The following is a 19,580-nucleotide window of genomic DNA, read 5'->3' as shown; positions in this document are numbered from 1 at the left end:
CCTAATTTTATTTACTTATCCTATTTACAAGATACATAAAAGTACCACTATTAGTATCATCAACTTTAGAATATTCTTTCCAATTTATAGGATATATCCCAGTTAATACTATGGGTGCTTCCATTCCACGCATAGACCCTTTTCCCGTATTAGCGGCCCAATTCATACACCCAGTTTTTATAGAACCATCCTCTATAGAAAATTCAGCATATGTACAATTTACTTTTATCGGAGGCTTTAGATAAGACATCTCGCTGGTTATCTTAATAGTATAACCTTCAATAAATTTACTAGTCTTATCCCTGAACTCCTCTATACGCATTATATCTTTTAAATAGTTATAGCAGCCTTGATCCTTAGCTCCTTGCTCCTTCAACACATACACTTCCCCATTTATAGTTTTAATGCATTTTTTTGTCGTATATTTAAGCTCAATAGGAATCCATTTACCATCTAATATAACAAGAATATCAAGATGTAAATTAGGATTAAATTCAGGTACAAACTCTAGTCTAATATCACAATTTGGATATTGTTCTTTAATCATCCATGCCAAGCTAAACTGAAAATCAGCTTCTGAATGAAAAATTGGCCGCCATTTACTCAATAGGTTTAAAAGCTCATTAATATCAAGGATTAATTCCATAACATATGTCCTCATAGAACACAATACGACTACATATACTAATTATATAACATTTATAGCTATGGATATATTGTAAACGCCCCTCGACAAAGCGAAGGGCATTTACTTTCAACCACAAGAGACTATTAACTACAATATGAAATTATATATTTTAAAAATTATTTATTAGAAAAGTTATATAAGATTTTAGCATCATCATTCTCATCATTTTGATCTGCTGAATAGCAAAAACTTATAGTTTTATCATCTTTAAAATAATTAAATAAAGGCTCTCTCAAGAGTTTCGTTTTATCTGCATTAAAGAAACTTCTCATTTGTCCTTTAGGATTTCTTCTAACTTTGTAGCAATAAACTTTATTTGGATCTTCTGAATCACTTTTACTTAATGATTTAATCATTAAACCTATTTCTAATTTTGAAAACTGAAGAGGAACTGAATCGGGAATATACTCTCCAAAATGTTTATAGAACTGTACAAGAATATCTCCAAGATTTTCGCTATATTCAATACCAAAATACTCTCTTAGAGTCCTAGCATCAATAAGTATCTTTTTACTATTTGCCTCAGCACTAAGCGTACAACTTAAATCATTGGCTTTAAAAAAGTCTAATTTTACAAGTGCATAAGGATCTCGTTTTTTTAAAGTATCTATAAATCTTCTAACTAAAACAACATATTTTATTGATTTATAAGTAAAAAGAAAACTAGTAATTGTCCACTCGTTTCTTTCCATATCTCCTTTTAGTTGCTTGAATGTACTTAACATATTTCCCTCTCAAAAAAATATATAAATTATAAATACTAGAACTAAAAAATAATACTCATTATAACTATATAATTAATTTTTAATAGGAAAAGCCACTGCCTCAGCCGTAGGCTGTTTCCAATCATTCTTCACTTCGTTCGAATTCTTGGACAGCCCTGCCATGGGCGTTGCTATCACTCACTGCGTCGCTTCGCTCCTAGTGAGTAAAGCCACCGCCTCAGTGGTTCGGCGTTTCCAATCACACTTCGTCTTCATCTCGTGTTCTTGGACGCCTATCACATGGGCAGTGCTAATGCTCACTGCGTCACTTCGTTCCTAGTAAGCAAAGCCACTGCCTCAACGTGAGCAGTCATTGGGAACATGTCTACAGGTTGGACTTCTTTTAGTTCATAGCCGTAGTGTGTGAGGATTTCGATATCTCTTGCCATGGTGGCTGGGTTACAGGATACGTAAACAATGCGTTTTGGTTCCATGCCAGCTGCAGAGGTTAGTACTTCTTCTTTACAGCCTGCCCGGATTGGATCGAATACGATTACGTCTGGGCGTACGCCAGCCTTGTAGAGTTTTGGCATTTCTACGGCTGCATCAGCGACGATGAATTCTGTATTATCATAACCATTGCGTTGGGCATTTTCACGAGCGTTGATAATAGCTGGTTCTACGATTTCTATACCGATAACATGTTTCGCTTTATGTGCTAAGAACAGCGAAATAGTACCGGTACCACAATACGCATCAATAACGGTTTCATCGCCTTTAAGGTCCGCATAGGCTAATGCTTGATCGTACAGTACTGTAGTTTGTTCTGGATTAACTTGGAAGAATGAATGTGGGGACAATGTAAACTGTAAGTCCTTAATATGGTCTGTAATCGTCCCATCCCCATAGAGGATATTATTTTTAGGTCCTAATATAACATTAGTTCGTTTACCATTTACGTTATGAACGATAGTTTCTACTTGAGGAATTCGTTCCGTTAATTTTTCTACCCACTTTTCTTGGTGTGGTAAGTAATCTGTAGCAGTTACAAGGATAATCATCCATCCAGATTGCCCAATGCGACCGATTACATGGCGTAGTATACCTTTGCCTGTATGTTCATCATACGGTTCAATATCAAATTCTTTAGCGATTTGGTAACACGCTTGAGCAATGATATTATTTCCTTCATCTTGAATAGGACAGTTTGCACCTTGCACGATATCGTGAGATCCCATTGCATAGAATCCCATTTGAATATCGCCTTTAGTACCACCTACAGGCATTTGCATCTTATTGCGATATGCCCAAGGTTCTTTAGGTCCTAATGCTGGCTTAACAAGGTCTGGATTTTGATGACCAATGCGTTCGATAACATCCTTCACCTTTTGTGTTTTTAGTGAAAGCTGACCTTCATAGGTAATGTGTTGTAGTTGGCAGCCTCCACAGAAGCCATATAGATCGCAACTTGCATCAATACGATTGGGAGCCATCGTAACAATTTCTAAGAGGCGCCCTGTAGCATAGGTTTTTTTTACCATATTAATAACTACTTTCACAGTTTCTCCCGGCAAGGCAAAAGGCACAAAGACAGTAAAGTCATCTACACGACCTACCCCTTCACCGCTGCTACCAATACCGTGAATTGTAACGAGCACTTCATCACCTAGTTTAACAGGTGCATTCTGTATTGCTTGTTGCTTTTTAGATACTGTACCACTAGCAGTCTGGCCTTGATTAGAACGAGCCACTCTTCTATTCTGTTGTTTCGATTTATGTTTACGAGATGTACGACCTGTACCGTTCATTACGCGTCTCTTTTCTTCCAAATTTTAATCATACCTGTCACAATAAGAACGAAGAATACAGTGCCGATTTTAACGAGTAATTCTTCACCTTGAATATATGGTATAAGAAGTGGATCTTCCACAATCATTTCGCCGGCAACCCAGCCAAGGAGTGCACCACCAGCCCAAAGGATGGCAGGGAATTTATTAATAATTCGAGCAAATAATGTAGAGCAAAATACGATAATTGGAACAGTAATTAACATACCTGCAATAACAAGCTCTAAATGACCTTTAGCGGCTCCTACTACACCAATGACATTATCAATACTCATCATAGCGTCGGCTACAATAATCGTCCAAATGGCACCCATTAATGAATTCTTAGCTTCAATATGTGCATCTTCATCTCCACCTTTTAATAATTGAATGGCAATCCATACAAGTACAAAGCCACCACCTAAGTGAATAAGAGGAATTAAAGTAAGAGCCTCTACTAAAAGGGTAGCAAATACAAGGCGCATTACAATGGCACCTACTGTACCCCAAATTACGGCTTTCTTTTGAAGTTCTGGAGCTAGCTTACCTGCTGCCATCCCAATAACTACAGCATTATCACCAGCCAATAAAATATCAATTAAAATAATCTTACCAATGGTCACCCACGTGGCAACTTCTAAAAATTCCATTCTGTACATACCTCAATTCAAACGATTAATTCAATAACTATCCCTTAACTATACCATAATTTTTCTATTTTCTCACCTAAAAGAGAGTTATCAGTTTACATAAAAAAATCTCTCCTCCTATGATTAGGAGAAGAGATATATTCTATTATTTCTTGAGTTTTTTAGCTACCAAAGATGCCCCTACTACGAGGATTACTGCAGCAATTTTGATGAATAGTGCATATGGTTCAACACTATGAGCAATCAATGTATCCTCTACTGCCATACCAGCACCTACCCAGCCAAGGATACCGCCGCCAACGTATAGGATAATTGGGAAGCGTTCGATGACTTTCACAAATAAAGTACTGCCATAAATAATGATTGGTACAGTTATGAGCATACCAATAGCTACCATTGTCATATGACCACCTGCAGCACCAACTACACCGATAACATTATCGATGCCCATGATACCATCTGCAATGACAATAGTTGTAATAGCAGCGCGCAAATTATCCTTAGCTTCGATATTATGCTCACTTTCATCATCGGCAACAAGTTTATAACCGATCCATAAAAGAAGGATACCACCTACTAAACGAAGTGCAGGAATATTGTTCAATGCCTCTACAAATAGGAATGCCATAACAAGGCGTAAAATAATGGCACCGGCTGTGCCCCAGAAGATGGCTTTCTTCTGTAAATGTGCTGGCAAGTTACGAGCTGCCATACCAATTACAATGGCATTATCGCCAGCAAGTAAGATATCGATAACGATGATCTGAAGCATCGCTAATAAACCTTGTACAGATAAGATGTCCAATGTATCCTCCTTAGAATATAACTATAGTATATATATTATAATCGATATAGTTCAGTAGTGTAAAATTCAATTTGTAAAATATATATTCATTTTTAGCATACTCTGTTCATATTAGACTACTTTATGGTATCGTATAATATATCATTAATAAGGGAGGTAAGTATGTATCAAACATATTCTATATTACAAAAGTTATGGTTGTTCATTAAGTTATTTACTCCTATGTGCATAACGCAATTTTCCCTTATAGGTGGTACATTTATAGCCATCTTTTTAACGGGACAATATAGTACGATAGATTTAGCTGGAGTTGCTACGGGGTATAATTTATGGCTCCTCTTCTATATCTTTGCACAAGGAACGTTAATGGGTATCACACCAATTATTTCTCAGCTATTGGGAGCTAAGAAAACCGATAATATTGCAACAATCATTTATCAAGGTCTTTATATCGGTACAGGCTTGGCATTCATCATTTTAATAATTGGCCTCTTAGGCTTACGTCCTCTTCTGACAGCATTAAATCTGGAACCTGCTGCAGCTGAGGTATGTATTAGTTACCTGAAAGCATATGCCATAGGTCTATTCCCACTACTTTGGGTTAATACATTGCGCAATACAGTCGACAGTCATGGATTAACACATTATTCTATGGCAATCGTATTTACTAGCTTTATTGTGAACGTATTTTTGAACTACGCACTCATCTTTGGGCATTTCGGATTTCCAGAGATCGGTGGTGTCGGTGCTGGCTATGGTATAGCCGGTGCTTGTTGGACTAATTTTATTCTCTTTAGCTTAGTATTACTATTACATCCAAAGCTAAAGGGATATCGTATCTTTAAAGACTTCAGTAAACCAAATTTTCACTACATTCGCGAACAGCTACATGTAGGTATTCCTATTGGCTTTTCCATCTTCTTAGAAGCCAGTATCTTTAGTATCGCCGGCCTCTTGATGGTTCATTTTGGCTCAGCAGTCGTCGCTGCTCACCAATCAGTTATTTCTTTTACAAATGTATTTTACTGTTTACCTCTTAGTATCGCTATGGCCTCTACCATTGCAGTTGCTTATGAACTTGGAGCAGGTCGTAAACAAGAGGCTATACAGTACTCTTATATTTCTCGTATCTTAGCCATTGTATTGGCTATCGTGATTTGTACATTTACGTTTACTAATATGGACGCTATTGCAGATCTCTTTACAAATGATGATGAAGTATACAAGCTTATCTACAGCTTCCTTGGATACGGTGTATTCTTCGCGGCTATCGATGCCATAGGAACACCGTTGCAAGGTATATTGAGGGCTTATAAGGATGTAAAAGTAGTGCTTTACATTTCCCTCGTTTCCTATTGGGGCGTATGCTTCCCAATGGCCTATATTCTTGCTAAAAATCCTAATTATGGACCATTTGGCGTATGGATTGGCTTACTCTCTAGCGTACTAGTAGCGGGTATATTATTCACCTGGCGTACTTGGTACATTCAACGTAAACAAAACTAAATAACAATTAATACAGTAAAAGAGCATCTTATGTAAGATGCTCTTTTTTATTTCAATATATCTTGTTTTTCTACTTTGGACATACGGAAGAAATTATATAATGCTTCTGCCGTTTTATAGTTCATAGAGTCTACCTTTGAAAGCTCATCAATAGATGCTTCTTTCATAGCCTCTAAACTATTAAAATGCGCCCATAATGCTTTGCGGCGTTTAGGACCAATCCCTTCGATATGATCTAAAATAGATTCTAAGTTGCGTTTACCACGCAATTTGCGATGGTACGTAATGGCAAATCGATGGGCTTCGTCACGTATTTGTTGCAGTAATTGAAGCTCTGGCGTATGATGACTCAAAATGATACTTTCAGATTGACCTTCTACAAAGACCTCTTCAATACGTTTAGCCAAGGAGATAACAGGCACATCGGTAACACCTACGGCACGTATTAACGGCAACGCTGCGTTGAGCTGCCCTTTACCACCGTCGATGATAATAAGGTCAGGCATAGGCCAGTCTGTTTCATTACCATAACGGCGCTCCATGATTTCCGCCATGGATTTGAAGTCATCCGGCTTACCTTGTGTAGTCTTCAGTTTAAAGCGACGATATTCCTTCTTCGCCGGCTTACCACCTTCAAAGACAACCATAGACGCCACAGTTTCAGACCCTTGCGTATGGGAAATATCGAAACACTCCATGCGTTCTGGTAATCGCGGCAAGTCTAAAACTTCAGCTAATTTCTTAACGGCCCCACCAGTCTTATCGATTTGGTACTGCCATTGACGACGTCGTTCTTCAAGGAAGGTTTCTGCATTCTCATGAGCCATCTTGATCATGTCCATCTTATAGCCACGCTGAGGCACAGATACCTCTACATTCTGCCCTTTGAGCTGTGTAAACCATTCACTCAATAAGTCTCTATCAGAACTATCCATCGGTAATAATAATTCCTTCGGAATGAAGTTCGTATCCCCATAGTATTGCTTGATAAAGTCCGTCATAATCGTTTCTGGAGTATCTCCATCGTGTTGAACAAAATAATTCTCACGACCTAATAGTCGTCCACCACGGATGAATAATAGCTGTACACAGGCCATAGATGTATCAACAGCAATCCCTAATACATCTAAGTCGCCACGCTGTGTAACCATGCGCTGTTTTTCTTGTATCTTTTCTATACTAGTTAGCTGATCTCGATAACGTGCTGCATCTTCAAAGCGTAAGTCTTCTGCAGCAAGCTCCATCTTCTCTTTAATTTCCTTCAGCAAAGGGATAGGCTTACCTTCAAAGAGCTCTATGATTTCATCGATATACTTTCCATAATCCGATACGGAAATCTTGTTAAAGCACGGTGCTTCACAGTAATGCATATGGTACTGTAAACACGGTCGCTCTACCTTCATAGATTTACAGGTACGCAAAGGATAATACTGACGAATCAATTTTAGTACTACATGAACTGATGTTACATCTGTGAAAGGGCCAAAGTACTTGGCTCCATCGCGTTCTAGTCGGCGCGTCATATATACACGTGGGTAATCCTCTTGTACTGAGATTTTAACGTACGGATACGTTTTATCATCACGAAGCCTAATATTGTATTTAGGCTCGTGCTCCTTAATAAGCGTATTCTCTAAAATAAGCGCTTCCATCTCCGTCTTTGTTTGGATAATCTCCACATCGACGGCACGCTTCATCATAGCCGTAACCTTAGGAGCTCGGTTCGCATCATTACGCACATAAGAACGCACGCGATTACGTAAGTTAATAGCCTTACCTACATAGATGATGCGGTTATACTGATCACGCCATAAATACACACCGGGTGTAGTCGGCAAATGACTGACCTTCTCTAGTAATTCTTCAGATGGCATATGTCCTCCTTTCCTTATAGATTTCAAGGAAATAGAATATATTATTATCTAAAATATGTTCATGGTAAATGCTTAGAAAATATATTCTATTTCCATTATGAGTTTTTATAGAAACTAAATTTAATACTTTATTTTATTTCTTATTTTTCGCGGCTTTCATAAATTTCTTAGTCTGTTCTAATACAGGGCCTAAGAATTTGCCGGTATAACTTTCTTTTACCTTAGCAATTTGCTCAGGTGTACCTGTTGCTACAATGGTACCACCGCGATTACCACCTTCTGGGCCTAAATCGATGATATGATCCGCCATCTTAATAACATCTAAGTTATGTTCAATAACCACCACTGTATCGCCACCATCGACAAGCTTTTGTAGTACATCTAAGAGCTTACGAATATCTTCAGCATGTAGACCTGTAGTAGGTTCATCTAGGATGTAAAGAGTTTTGCCTGTACTACGACGAGCCAATTCAGTAGCTAATTTAACGCGTTGTGCTTCACCGCCAGATAATGTTGTGGCCGCTTGACCTAAACGGATATAGCCAAGACCTACCTCTTGTAAGGTAACCATCTTACGATGAATTTTAGGAATAGCGCTAAAGAATTCTACTGCATCATCTACGGTCATATCTAATACATCGGCAATGGATTTGCCTTTGTATTTAACCTCTAAGGTTTCACGGTTATAACGAGCGCCTTTACATACTTCGCAAGGTACGTATACATCTGGTAAAAAGTGCATTTCAATTTTAATGATACCATCACCACGACAAGCTTCACAGCGGCCACCTTTTACGTTAAAGCTAAAGCGACCTTGTTTGTAGCCGCGCATCTTAGCCTCCGGTGTTTGACTATATAGCTCGCGTATAGCATCGAATACACCAGTATAGGTCGCTGGATTAGAGCGCGGTGTACGGCCAATCGGACTTTGGTCTATATTGATGATTTTATCGATATGTTCAAGACCACGGATTTCTTTATGAGCCCCTACTTTATGGTTAGAGCGATATAATTGATTAGCTAAACCTTTGTAGAGAATTTCATTAATCAAGGTAGACTTACCAGAACCGCTGACACCAGTAACAACATTGAATAAGCCTATAGGGAATTTTACATTTACATTTTGTAAATTATTTTCCTTCGCACCACGAATTTCAATGCAGTTCTTACCGGGTTTACGGCGTTCTTCAGGAAGGCTGATAAATTTACGGCCGCTCAAATACTGACCAGTAATAGAGTCTTTTACCTTCATAACTTCGTCAACAGAACCAGCAGCAATAATTTGACCGCCATGCTCACCTGCACCTGGACCAATATCCACGAGATAGTCGGCCGCACGCATCGTATCTTCGTCGTGTTCTACAACGAGTAAGGTATTACCTAAATCACGTAAGCCTTTCAAGGTATCGATGAGTCGATCATTATCTCGTTGGTGTAAACCGATGGACGGTTCGTCAAGAATATATAACACGCCAACAAGGCCAGACCCAATTTGTGTAGCTAGACGAATACGTTGTGCTTCACCACCGGAAAGGGTCCCTGCACTACGGTTCATGGTAAGGTAATCGAGGCCTACATTATTGAGGAATCCAAGACGAGCATTGATTTCTTTCAAAATTTGAGCGCCAATCACTTGTTCCCGCTCAGTAAGCTGTAGAGCACCAAAGAAATCGAGTGCTTCTTTAATGGTCAATTGGGTCACTTCATTGATGTTCTTATCCCCTACAGTTATAGCTAATACTTCGGGTTTAAGACGAGCCCCATGGCATGTAGTACAAGGCTTAATGGACATAAACTTTTCAAATTCTTCACGCATAGAGTCTGTAGAGGCTTCACTATGACGGCGTTTTACCATCGGTAAAATACCTTCGTACTCAGTAAAGAATTCCTTCACTTCGCCACGCATATTTTCGTACGTGAAAGCCACCTTATCTGTAGTGCCGTACATTACTTTTTTCTGTAATGCTTTTGGCAATTCATCATAGGTAGAATCTAAAGAATAGCCATTAGCTTTTAGTAAGCCTTCTACTTGACGCATAAACCATGCATTAGGATTTGAGCTCAATGCTTGCACACATCCATCGGCAAAGCTAATGGACCCATCTGGAATAACGCGCTCTTCGTCTACTTCCATAGTGGATCCAATCCCCAAGCAAGCTGGGCAAGCGCCAAATGGACTGTTGAAGGAGAACATACGCGGTTCAATTTTTGGCAAAGAAATATGACAGTCTGGACATGCAAAGTGTTGACTATACATGTGTTCAGGGCCGTCTACCTCTTGAATTACTACGATGCCTTCCGCCCATTTTGATGCGGTCTCCATTGAGTCTGCCAAGCGGGATTCGATGCCTTCTTTTACAACGAGTCGGTCTACTACGATATCGATGGAGTGTTTTTTATTTTTCTCTAATGTAATATCTTCATCTAATGTACGTACAACGCCATCTACGCGGGCACGAACAAAGCCTTCTTTACGAAGTTGTTCAAAGACGGATTTATGCTCCCCTTTTTTCCCTTGGATCATAGGCGCCAATACTAAAATCTTAGTGCCTTCTGGGAAGCTCATTACATCATCTGTCATTTGTTGTATCGTTTGTTGTGTAATAGGCTTACCACATTCTGGACAGTGGGCATGACCTACACGAGCAAATAATAGACGCAAGTAGTCGTAAATCTCCGTTACAGTACCAACTGTAGAACGAGGATTTCGACTTGTCGTCTTTTGGTCAATGGAAATTGCTGGAGATAAACCTTCAATATAATCTACATCAGGTTTATCCATTTGTCCCAAGAATTGACGAGCATACGCAGACAAGGACTCTACATAGCGTCGTTGCCCTTCTGCGTAAATCGTATCAAATGCTAAGGACGATTTACCAGAACCACTGAGGCCCGTCAACACGATAAACTGATCTCGTGGTAAGGCAATATCTATATTTTTAAGGTTATGCTGACGCGCACCTTTTACTATCAATTGATCTTTCATTATGTTCCCTATTTAAAGAGATGATACCAAATGGCATCATCTCTCTGTTTACTAACATGAAATAATATATGTATATTATCGCACATATAGTCTATATAATCTATGTGTTTTCTTACAATCTATATAGATTCGATTTATTACATTCATATAATATTTTTACAATATATAAATGCATGTTACTGCTACTTAAGATTTACTCTTTGAACTTGTACGTTTTTTACCCTTGCTAGATGTGGGCTTTTTCAACTTACTTTCACCTGCACTATGCATATCGGACCATTGTTGACGTAGTTCCCCTAATTGGTCGCGAAGCTTTGCAGCCTTTTCAAATTCAAGCTGCTTTGCAGCGGCCTTCATTTGACGGTCAAGTTCTTCAATTTTATTGAATAACTCTTCTGGCGTTATATCTGCCACCTTAGGAGTTGATGTATCTTGTACATATGGTTCGTGTCCATGGTCCATTCCCGGTGTAGAGGATTTCTTTTTCCCTTTCTTCGGTGAAAAGTCCTTTCCATCGGTGACCATATCTTCTTCAATTTTCGTCAACTCAATAAGCTCTTTTACATCTTTAGAGACAGACTTAGGCGTAATATTATGTTCAATATTATAAGCCTCTTGTACGGCACGACGACGATCTGTTTCATCAATGGCACGCTGCATAGAACCTGTTATACGATCAGCGTACATGATAACGTGACCATTCACATTACGAGCGGCGCGACCAATAGTTTGAATCATAGCCGTATCAGAACGTAAGAAACCTTCCTTATCTGCATCTAAGATAGCTACTAAAGAAACCTCTGGCATATCTAGGCCTTCACGGAGCAAGTTAATACCAACTAGTACATCAAAAACACCGGCCCGCAAGTCACGAATGATTTCAGCACGCTCGATAGTAACGATATCTGAATGAAGGTAACGAACGCGGACGCCCATTTCCTTCAAGAACTCCGTTAAGTCCTCGGCCATCTTCTTCGTCAATGTCGTAACGAGAACGCGTTCATTCTTAGCAGCACGCTTATGAATTTCACCAAGCAAGTCGTCCATTTGTCCCTTAATAGGACGAATCTCAATGGATGGATCAAGTAGACCGGTAGGACGAATAATTTGCTCTGCCACATTCGTTTGTACTTCCATTTCATATGGCCCAGGCGTTGCCGATACATAAACGATTTGATTAATACGCTCTACGAATTCATCAAATTGAAGTGGTCTATTATCGAGTGCAGATGGTAAACGGAATCCATATTCGATCAGTGATTCCTTACGAGCACGGTCACCATTGTACATGGCACGTACTTGAGGGATCGTTACATGAGACTCGTCCACCATGATGAGGAAGTCATCTGGGAAATAGTCTATCAATGTGTATGGTGCCTCTCCAGCCTTACGTTCAGACATGTGGCGTGAATAGTTTTCGATGCCTGAGCAATAGCCCATTTCTTGCATCATTTCTATATCGTAACGAGTACGCTGTTCAAGACGTTGAGCCTCCAATAGGCGGTCAGCAGCTTTCAACTTAGCTAATTGTTCGTCTAATTCAGCTTCAATACGCTCTACAGCAATACGCATCTTATCTTTCGTTGTTACATAGTGAGATGCTGGATAGACTGCAACGTGCTTACGCTCTGCAATGACTTCACCTGTTAAAGCATCTACCTCTACAAGGCGATCGATTTCATCGCCGAATAGTTCTACTCGAATGGCTCTTTCACTATAGGCAGCAGGGAAAATCTCGATAGTGTCCCCTTGTACACGGAAGGTACCGCGGATAAAGTTCATATCGTTTCTCGTATATTGAATATCTACGAGTTTAGACAAAATTTCATCGCGAGATTTCGTCTGACCTAAGCGCAAGGACAACACGAGTTCAGAGTAGTCCTCAGGGTCACCTAAGCCATAAATACAACTAACAGAGGCAACGATGATAACATCGCGGCGCTCAAAGAGGCTCATCGTAGCGCTATGTCGCAGTTTATCGATTTCATCATTGATAGACGCATCCTTCTCGATATACGTATCACTGGAAGGAATATATGCTTCTGGTTGATAGAAATCGTAATAAGACACAAAGTATTCTACCGCATTATTTGGGAAGAAACTTTTAAACTCACTACATAGCTGCGCAGCTAAGGTTTTATTATGGGCAATAATCAGCGTTGGCTTTTGAACGGCCTCGATAACTTTAGCCATTGTAAAGGTTTTACCTGTACCAGTGGCACCGAGTAAAACTTGGGCCCATTCACCGCGTTCAATACCTTCTGTTAAAGACTGAATCGCAGTTGGTTGGTCCCCTGTAGGCGTAAAGGGCGCCTCCACTTTAAATGGTTGGCCCCCTTCGTAATTATATGTATTATGTTTCATTACTGTTCATCCTGATGTTTACGGATAGCTTTGAGCTCTTCCTCTGAAAGACGGCGACCTGCATTTTCTGCTTGGTTCAACGTATCCTCTCCTTCTAATACTTCGATGAGCATAGCAATGGAGAAACGATCTAATGTAGGCGTAGTCTTTTGAATTTCATCAGCCATCATCCAATCTGATTCAGTATAGTTATTAATACGTTCTGTAATCTCTTCCCAGTTTGAAAGTAGCAATCTTGTAATAGGGCGATATAATTCAATGCCGAAATACTCGATTAAACCAACAATCTTTTCCATATTTTCTAGGCTAACATTACATTCATTTTTTTTATTTTCAGATTCTACATATTCAAGTAAGAATTCCCGGTTATATTTATTTGTCACCTTGAATCATTCCTTTATTAAATAGTGCATTAGCAAATTCTTTCGCATTAAATGGACGCAAGTCATCCATGCCTTCGCCAACGCCGATCCAGCGAACAGGTACGCCTAATTCCTCTTTAATAGAGATAACTACGCCACCTTTTGCTGTGCCATCAAGCTTAGTCACAACAATACCATTTACTGGTACTGCTTGACCAAATAATTTAGCTTGGCTTACTGCATTTTGACCTGTAGTACCGTCTAACACGAGCAATGTTTGATGTGGTGCCCCTTCTACGTGGTTATTCGCTACGCGGCCCATCTTTTTAAGTTCTTCCATAAGATTAACTTTAGTGTGTAAACGACCTGCAGTATCTACAATAACGAGGTCTGCATTACGAGCTTTAGCTGCTTCCATTGCATCGTATACAACAGCTGCAGGGTCAGCGCCTTCTTTATGTTTAACGATAGGTACACCTACGCGATCTGCCCAGATAGACAATTGGTCAGCTGCAGCAGCACGGAATGTATCACCTGCAGCGATAATTACCTTTTTGCCCTCTTTAGTGTAATAGTTAGCTAACTTAGCAATAGTCGTAGTTTTACCGACACCATTTACCCCAACAACAAGGATAACCTCTGGGTGGTGAAGTGTAATTTCATCTTCTTGGTCAACTAACATTTCTGTGATGCGGTCTTCCATGAATGGCATTACATCACCAGTATTGTTAATAACACCTTCTGTTACACCACGACGAATTTCTTTCATCAAATATTCTGTCGTTTTAGGACCAAGGTCACTAGTGAGCATAACTGCTTCTAAATCATCTAAGAAATCATCATCGATTTGTGCATAACCGATAACGATACTTTCAACGTTTTTTACAAAGGACTTACGAGTTTTCTCTAAGCCGTCTTTAATTCTATCAAAGAATCCAAATGCCATTATGCTAGATCCTCCTTCACATCTTCAAATGCTACTGTTAATAATCGCGATACGCCTCGTTCAACCATGGTCACCCCTTGTAATACTTCGGCAGCTTCCATCGTCTTTTTACGGTGCGATACTACGATAAATTGTGTTTCTTTATTTACCCGATTTAAGTAAGAACTAAATCGTTCTACATTGGCTTCATCAAGAGCTGCGTCAACTTCGTCAAGCACGCAGAACGGCGCAGGACGATAATCTAGGAACGAGAACAATAAAGCAATAACCGTAAGGGCACGCTCACCACCGGATAACAAGGTCAATTGTTGACGTTTCTTCCCTGGCGGCTGAATATAGAAATCGATACCACCAGTTAAGATATTATCTGGATCAGTCAATACAATTTGCGCCGTACCACCGCCAAATAGTTGGCTAAATACCTCTTGGAATCTACGACCTACTACATCTAATACATCGTATAGCTGTGTACTCATAGCCTTGTCCATTTCAGCAATAACCGCTTGCAATTGCTCTTTCGCTGTATCTAAATCTGCTAACTGTGTAGTTAAGAAATTATAACGCTCTTTAGTTTCTTCATATTCTTCAACAGCGTTCGGATTGACTGGGCCTAGTTCGGCAATTTCTGCCATCAAGCGGGCCTGCTCATCCTTCCAATCGTTTACAGAACCTTCAATGCGAAGAGCCTGCGCATCTTCTAAGGTAAAGCCTAACTCTTGTAGTTCTTCTACAAAGTGCTCACAATCCATGCGATGACGTGTAATCTTACCTTCCATATCGACGAGTCGACCTTGAACGACTTTATATCGTTGGTTCAATCGATCTTGCTCACCGAGGATAGATTCCATCTCTTCACGTCCTGTAGATGTTTTATCATAAGCCTCATCGCGAAGTGCACGCAATCGTTCAACCTCCGCTGTAGCAGAAGCCAATTCTCGGTCTGCCAATTCTTTAGCCTTCGGTAACTCCTCTTCACAGCGCTGTGTAGTGCTGATTAGCAAATTACGCAACGGCGTTAGACGATCTATAATGCTAGCAATAGATTGATTGCGTTGTTCTCGTTGAGTTTCACGTTCCTTAATGGTTTGTCGCAACGTATCACAGGTGAGGCGTGCCTCTGTGAAAGCTTCATAAGCCTCTTGCTGTACCTTTTGTAATACAGTTAAACGCTCCATTAAAGCCCCTTGATTGCCATCTACACCGTGGTCTTCTTGCAAAGAAGCCAATGCTGTTTCTTGGTCTTTCAAGTTAGCCGTTGTACTAGCTAAATCAATATCAATTTGTAATAAACGTTGCTCTTCTTCACGGAGAACACGTTTCTTACGATCCATTTGATTTTGTATATTTTGTACCTTTGTTTCGCTCGCTACATAGAGTAAGTTCGTATGTTGATAGCTTTCATCAAGGGTAGCTCGTTCTTTTTCAGCCTCTTCAACCCGTTTTTCTAGATTTTCTAAACTAGCTGTTAAAGAACGAATTTGTTCTTCAATTTGTACAAGCTCTTGTTCAAGACTAGTAGCCTCTTCCTTACGGCTCAATACGGAGGCACGCTTACGCTTTGTAGCACCACCCGTTAAAGAACCACCTGGTTGGAATTGTTCCCCTGTAAGGGTAACGATGCGCAATTGTTGATTATATTTCTTCTGTAATCCAATAGCATCATCCATGGAGGACACTACTAACGTACGACCTAACAAATATTGGAAAATATGAGCATATGTATTATCAAAGGAGATACAGTCAACAGCCGTACCTATGACACAACTTTCATGTAAAGCAGGCGTATCATAGGGTTTACCTTTTACAGAATCCATAGGCAAGAAGGTTACGCGACCACCTTGAATAGATTTCAAATACTTAACACCTTCTGCAGCAGCACGAGCTGTAGTAGTAACAACATGGTTAACACTACCACCTAATGCCGTTTCGATAGCCGTAGTATATTTATCTTCTACCGTGAAGAGATCGCCAACAGCACCTGTAATCTGCTCGCGCCAAGATCCTTTACCGTTTAGGATATTCTTAGTACCTTCTAAATAGCCTTCATGTTGTTCTTCCCATTGGGCTAATAGTTCGATACGACCTTTAACACGTTGCTCTTGGGTACGTAATTTTTGTAATTCTTTGCGCTCTTCACGAGCTTGTAAGGCTGCTTCTTTACCGCCATCAACGAGGGCTTGTCGTTGTGCAGAAATAGCATTAAACTGTTGGCCTAATGTGTCAAATTCACCGCGAGCTGCTTGTAATTCACTATCTACGTGACCTATTTCAGCCTTTAAAACCTCACATTGTTTTGTAGACTCTTCCTTACGAGCTTCTAAGCTACGAATACTAGCCTTTGCTGTTTCAATAGCGCTCACAAGTTCTAATTGATGTTGCTCAAAGGCTTCTCGATTAGACTGCAAGGACTGGAACTTAGCTTGCTCAGCACTTACATCTTCAACAGCTTTTTTATAATTAGATTCTAACTCTTCAAGCTTAGACTCTTTTTCTACTAATTGAGCACGTTCATATTGAATCAACTGATTTAAAATGCGCAATTGTTGTTCTTCGCCCTTTTGCGTAGCTTCTAATTCGCTAATACGCATAGATGTTTCATCTAATTCACGGTGAGCTGTCTTCAACTGCTCGTCTAACAGACGTAAATGACCTGCTAAACGTTCTTCATCACGTTGCTTTTCCGTATACTGAGCTTCCCACAACTTGAGTTGTTCTTGCTCTTTTGTTGATGCGGATTGCAAGGTATGACGGCGAGCTTCCAATTTAGACAATTCAGTTTGAAGCTCAATCTCTTCATCCTTAAATGCAATATTATCATTTTCGAAACGCGTTAATAAACGATCAGAGGTCTTATAATTGTGAAAGCCTAATGCCCCATCATAGTCGCGCTTTGTACGACTTAAGGTCATATATTTTTTAGTCTTTTCCGCCTTTTCAGACAAAGGTCCTAGTTGCTCTTCGATAGTTGCCATTACGTCTCGTACACGTTCCATATTTCGATCTGTACTAGCAATACGACGCAATGCATCCTCTTTATTGATCTTGAACCGTGAAATACCAGCTACATCTTCAAAGATAAGGCGTCGTTCTTCAGGCTTAGAGTTTAAAATAGCATCAATGCGGTTCTGCCCGATGATAGCCATAGAGTCTTTCCCAAGACCTGTATCAGCTAATAAAAGGTGAATATCCTTTAAACGACAAGATCGCTTATTGATAAGGAATTCACTTTCACCAGTACGATATATACGACGTGTAATAGCTACCTCTGCCATATCTAAATCTAATTGTTGGTCACTATTATCAAATACGAGAGTAACCTCAGCAGCACTCATAGGCTTGCGCTTTTCCGTACCAGAGAAGATAATATCCTCTGCTTTTTGACCACGTAAGTTACGGACATTGGATTCCCCTAAAACCCATTTCATAGCATCCGTAATATTACTTTTACCACTTCCGTTAGGTCCAATAACGGCAGTCATTCCTGGCGAGAATTTTACAACCGTTTTATCTGCAAACGATTTAAAGCCCTTTAATTCTAACCGAAGTAATTGCATGACTGCCTCCTTTCTACTAACAACCCCGAATAATCATATCTTTTATTATAGCATATATTGTAGGCCATCAATACAGCAACGAACAGTATTTCTCGTATTATCTTCACACCAATCTATGCTAAATTGAGGGTATGTTTCTTGGAAATATAAAATATTGCGATTTTTGAGACCTCGCACCTTTGATGTACTACTTCTAGGATAAGAAATTACAATCCTATGTTTCATCAAAATATTACCACTATCAGAATAAAATCTACATTTTACCTTATGGATATGGTAACAATCAAAATGAGAAAAATTGTAATCATTTTGCTTTCCTAATACATTTTCTGAAGAAAGATGTTCATCAATACATCTTTCAATACGTTGTTTATATTGTTCATTTACAACGAGCTCACCCATAGCAGGTTCATAGGGACCTGCTATCAAACTATTGCCTGAATCGAGCTCTTCCGTGCTTTGTAATCCTGTACGTATAACTTCAATATTATGCTGTTCAAACCATTCCTTTAAGAATGCACAATATTTAATAGCTTGCTCAGTACTTAATGGCTCATATTCACCAGATCTATATTGATCTGCTAGTTCCGTATTTTCTATAACAAGAACAGGATAGATTCGTACAAAATCTGGTTCTAGTTTAACTACAGCAATAGCGGTTTCTAGAATGGTTTCCCAACTTTCACCTTTTAATCCTGGTAAAAGCTGAACACCTACAGTCATTCCACGCTGTTTTAATCGCACAACAGCCTCTACTACCTCTTGAGCGGTGTGACCGCGCTTAGCATCGACTAAAATACCATCATTCATAGACTGTACGCCAAGCTCTACTGTTTTTACGCCATAGGATTGTAACAATGAGATAGCCTCATCCCCAACAGCATCAGGCCGTGTAGAACAACGTATGCCATCGATTATGTCCTGTTGTAACATCTCATAAGCTGGCGCTAATAAGGTATGTTGCAAATCGCGATGAATAGCTGTAAAAGAGCCTCCATAAAAGGCGACCTCCCAAAACTTATCATTTCGTTTTTTACCCACATAATCTGTAATCGTTTGTTTTATATAATCCGGTGTTAGGTGACTAATACCAGATTGGCCTGTAATACGAGACTGATTACAAAAGGTACACACATAGGGACAACCTACATGGGGTATAAAAAAAGGAATCATACCAAATGGTTTCATGGACACCTCCCCTTCTTATATAAAATAAACTCAGCCAAAACCTTTTATATTAATATATTAATATTCATGTATTTATTCCGTATAATATGTAATTAATATATTAAGATATAAGGCTTTCGATATAACG

Annotated in this window: 13 protein-coding genes; 1 reads left to right on the top strand and 12 read right to left on the bottom strand. The window is 39.5% G+C overall.

Annotated elements, in window-relative coordinates:
* Window positions 1-7 precede the first annotated feature (7 nt).
* From KH109_RS06020 to KH109_RS06000, 5 genes are all read right to left on the bottom strand, one after another.
* Entirely contained in the window at window positions 8-646 is a 639-nt protein-coding gene (locus tag KH109_RS06020) for a hypothetical protein (RefSeq protein WP_295216777.1), read from the bottom strand.
* Between the two features lie 158 nt (window positions 647-804).
* Complete coding sequence (locus KH109_RS06015; protein WP_295216775.1) at window positions 805-1,413, bottom strand: DUF6037 family protein; 609 nt, start codon at window positions 1,411-1,413, stop codon at window positions 805-807.
* A 296-nt stretch (window positions 1,414-1,709) separates the two neighbouring features.
* Window positions 1,710-3,200, bottom strand: coding sequence for a 23S rRNA (uracil(1939)-C(5))-methyltransferase RlmD (rlmD, locus tag KH109_RS06010; protein WP_295216772.1), 1,491 nt, complete (start codon window positions 3,198-3,200; stop codon window positions 1,710-1,712).
* Window positions 3,200-3,868, bottom strand: a complete 669-nt coding sequence (locus KH109_RS06005) for a TerC family protein (protein WP_105085458.1) — start codon at window positions 3,866-3,868, stop codon at window positions 3,200-3,202. Before KH109_RS06005 ends, rlmD begins: the two co-directional genes overlap by 1 nt.
* Window positions 3,869-4,013: 145 nt before the next feature.
* Window positions 4,014-4,673, bottom strand: coding sequence for a TerC family protein (locus tag KH109_RS06000; protein WP_024066711.1), 660 nt, complete (start codon window positions 4,671-4,673; stop codon window positions 4,014-4,016).
* Between the two features lie 162 nt (window positions 4,674-4,835).
* Here KH109_RS06000 and KH109_RS05995 point away from each other — a divergent pair, with 162 nt between their 5' ends.
* Window positions 4,836-6,179, top strand: a complete 1,344-nt coding sequence (locus KH109_RS05995; RefSeq protein WP_295216768.1) for an MATE family efflux transporter — start codon at window positions 4,836-4,838, stop codon at window positions 6,177-6,179.
* Window positions 6,180-6,226: 47 nt separating this feature from the next.
* Here KH109_RS05995 and uvrC read toward each other — a convergent pair whose 3' ends face one another.
* From uvrC to KH109_RS05960, 7 genes are all read right to left on the bottom strand, one after another.
* On the bottom strand, window positions 6,227-8,053 hold the full coding sequence (gene uvrC / locus KH109_RS05990) for an excinuclease ABC subunit UvrC (protein ID WP_295216765.1): 1,827 nt from the start codon (window positions 8,051-8,053) through the stop codon (window positions 6,227-6,229).
* Between the two features lie 133 nt (window positions 8,054-8,186).
* Window positions 8,187-11,039 (bottom strand): excinuclease ABC subunit UvrA, encoded by a 2,853-nt coding sequence (uvrA, locus tag KH109_RS05985; RefSeq protein WP_295216762.1) that lies wholly within the window; start codon window positions 11,037-11,039, stop codon window positions 8,187-8,189.
* A 186-nt stretch (window positions 11,040-11,225) separates the two neighbouring features.
* The gene (uvrB, locus tag KH109_RS05980) at window positions 11,226-13,403 is read right to left on the bottom strand and encodes an excinuclease ABC subunit UvrB (protein WP_295216759.1); all 2,178 of its coding nucleotides are present in this window, start codon (window positions 13,401-13,403) and stop codon (window positions 11,226-11,228) included.
* Window positions 13,403-13,786, bottom strand: coding sequence for a hypothetical protein (locus KH109_RS05975; protein ID WP_060924748.1), 384 nt, complete (start codon window positions 13,784-13,786; stop codon window positions 13,403-13,405). Before KH109_RS05975 ends, uvrB begins: the two co-directional genes overlap by 1 nt.
* The gene (ftsY, locus tag KH109_RS05970) at window positions 13,776-14,711 is read right to left on the bottom strand and encodes a signal recognition particle-docking protein FtsY (protein WP_005386963.1); all 936 of its coding nucleotides are present in this window, start codon (window positions 14,709-14,711) and stop codon (window positions 13,776-13,778) included. The genes KH109_RS05975 and ftsY overlap by 11 nt, the downstream gene beginning before the upstream one ends.
* Window positions 14,711-18,265 carry a chromosome segregation protein SMC gene (gene smc, locus KH109_RS05965; RefSeq protein ID WP_295216756.1) on the bottom strand — a complete coding sequence of 1,185 codons (3,555 nt, stop codon included), beginning with the start codon at window positions 18,263-18,265 and terminating at the stop codon, window positions 14,711-14,713. The genes ftsY and smc overlap by 1 nt, the downstream gene beginning before the upstream one ends.
* A gap of 45 nt (window positions 18,266-18,310) precedes the next feature.
* Complete coding sequence (locus tag KH109_RS05960; protein ID WP_295216753.1) at window positions 18,311-19,453, bottom strand: radical SAM protein; 1,143 nt, start codon at window positions 19,451-19,453, stop codon at window positions 18,311-18,313.
* Between the last annotated feature and the right edge of the window lie 127 nt (window positions 19,454-19,580).

Source organism: Veillonella sp. (assembly GCF_018381775.1).
In the GTDB taxonomy this organism is placed as follows: Bacteria; Bacillota; Negativicutes; order Veillonellales; family Veillonellaceae; genus Veillonella.
This window is presented reverse-complemented; position numbering and strand designations above follow the sequence as displayed.

Excerpts from the sequence above, each read along its gene's own strand:
- KH109_RS05995 (WP_295216768.1), top strand. The coding sequence starts at position 4,836 with ATGTATCAAACATATTCTATATTACAAAAGTTATGGTTGTTCATTAAG.
- KH109_RS05960 (WP_295216753.1), bottom strand. The coding sequence starts at position 19,453 with ATGAAACCATTTGGTATGATTCCTTTTTTTATACCCCATGTAGGTTGT.
- smc (WP_295216756.1), bottom strand. The coding sequence starts at position 18,265 with ATGCAATTACTTCGGTTAGAATTAAAGGGCTTTAAATCGTTTGCAGAT.
- uvrA (WP_295216762.1), bottom strand. The coding sequence starts at position 11,039 with ATGAAAGATCAATTGATAGTAAAAGGTGCGCGTCAGCATAACCTTAAA.
- uvrC (WP_295216765.1), bottom strand. The coding sequence starts at position 8,053 with ATGCCATCTGAAGAATTACTAGAGAAGGTCAGTCATTTGCCGACTACA.
- uvrB (WP_295216759.1), bottom strand. The coding sequence starts at position 13,403 with ATGAAACATAATACATATAATTACGAAGGGGGCCAACCATTTAAAGTG.
- KH109_RS06020 (WP_295216777.1), bottom strand. The coding sequence starts at position 646 with ATGGAATTAATCCTTGATATTAATGAGCTTTTAAACCTATTGAGTAAA.
- KH109_RS06015 (WP_295216775.1), bottom strand. The coding sequence starts at position 1,413 with ATGTTAAGTACATTCAAGCAACTAAAAGGAGATATGGAAAGAAACGAG.
- ftsY (WP_005386963.1), bottom strand. The coding sequence starts at position 14,711 with ATGGCATTTGGATTCTTTGATAGAATTAAAGACGGCTTAGAGAAAACT.
- KH109_RS06005 (WP_105085458.1), bottom strand. The coding sequence starts at position 3,868 with ATGGAATTTTTAGAAGTTGCCACGTGGGTGACCATTGGTAAGATTATT.
- rlmD (WP_295216772.1), bottom strand. The coding sequence starts at position 3,200 with ATGAACGGTACAGGTCGTACATCTCGTAAACATAAATCGAAACAACAG.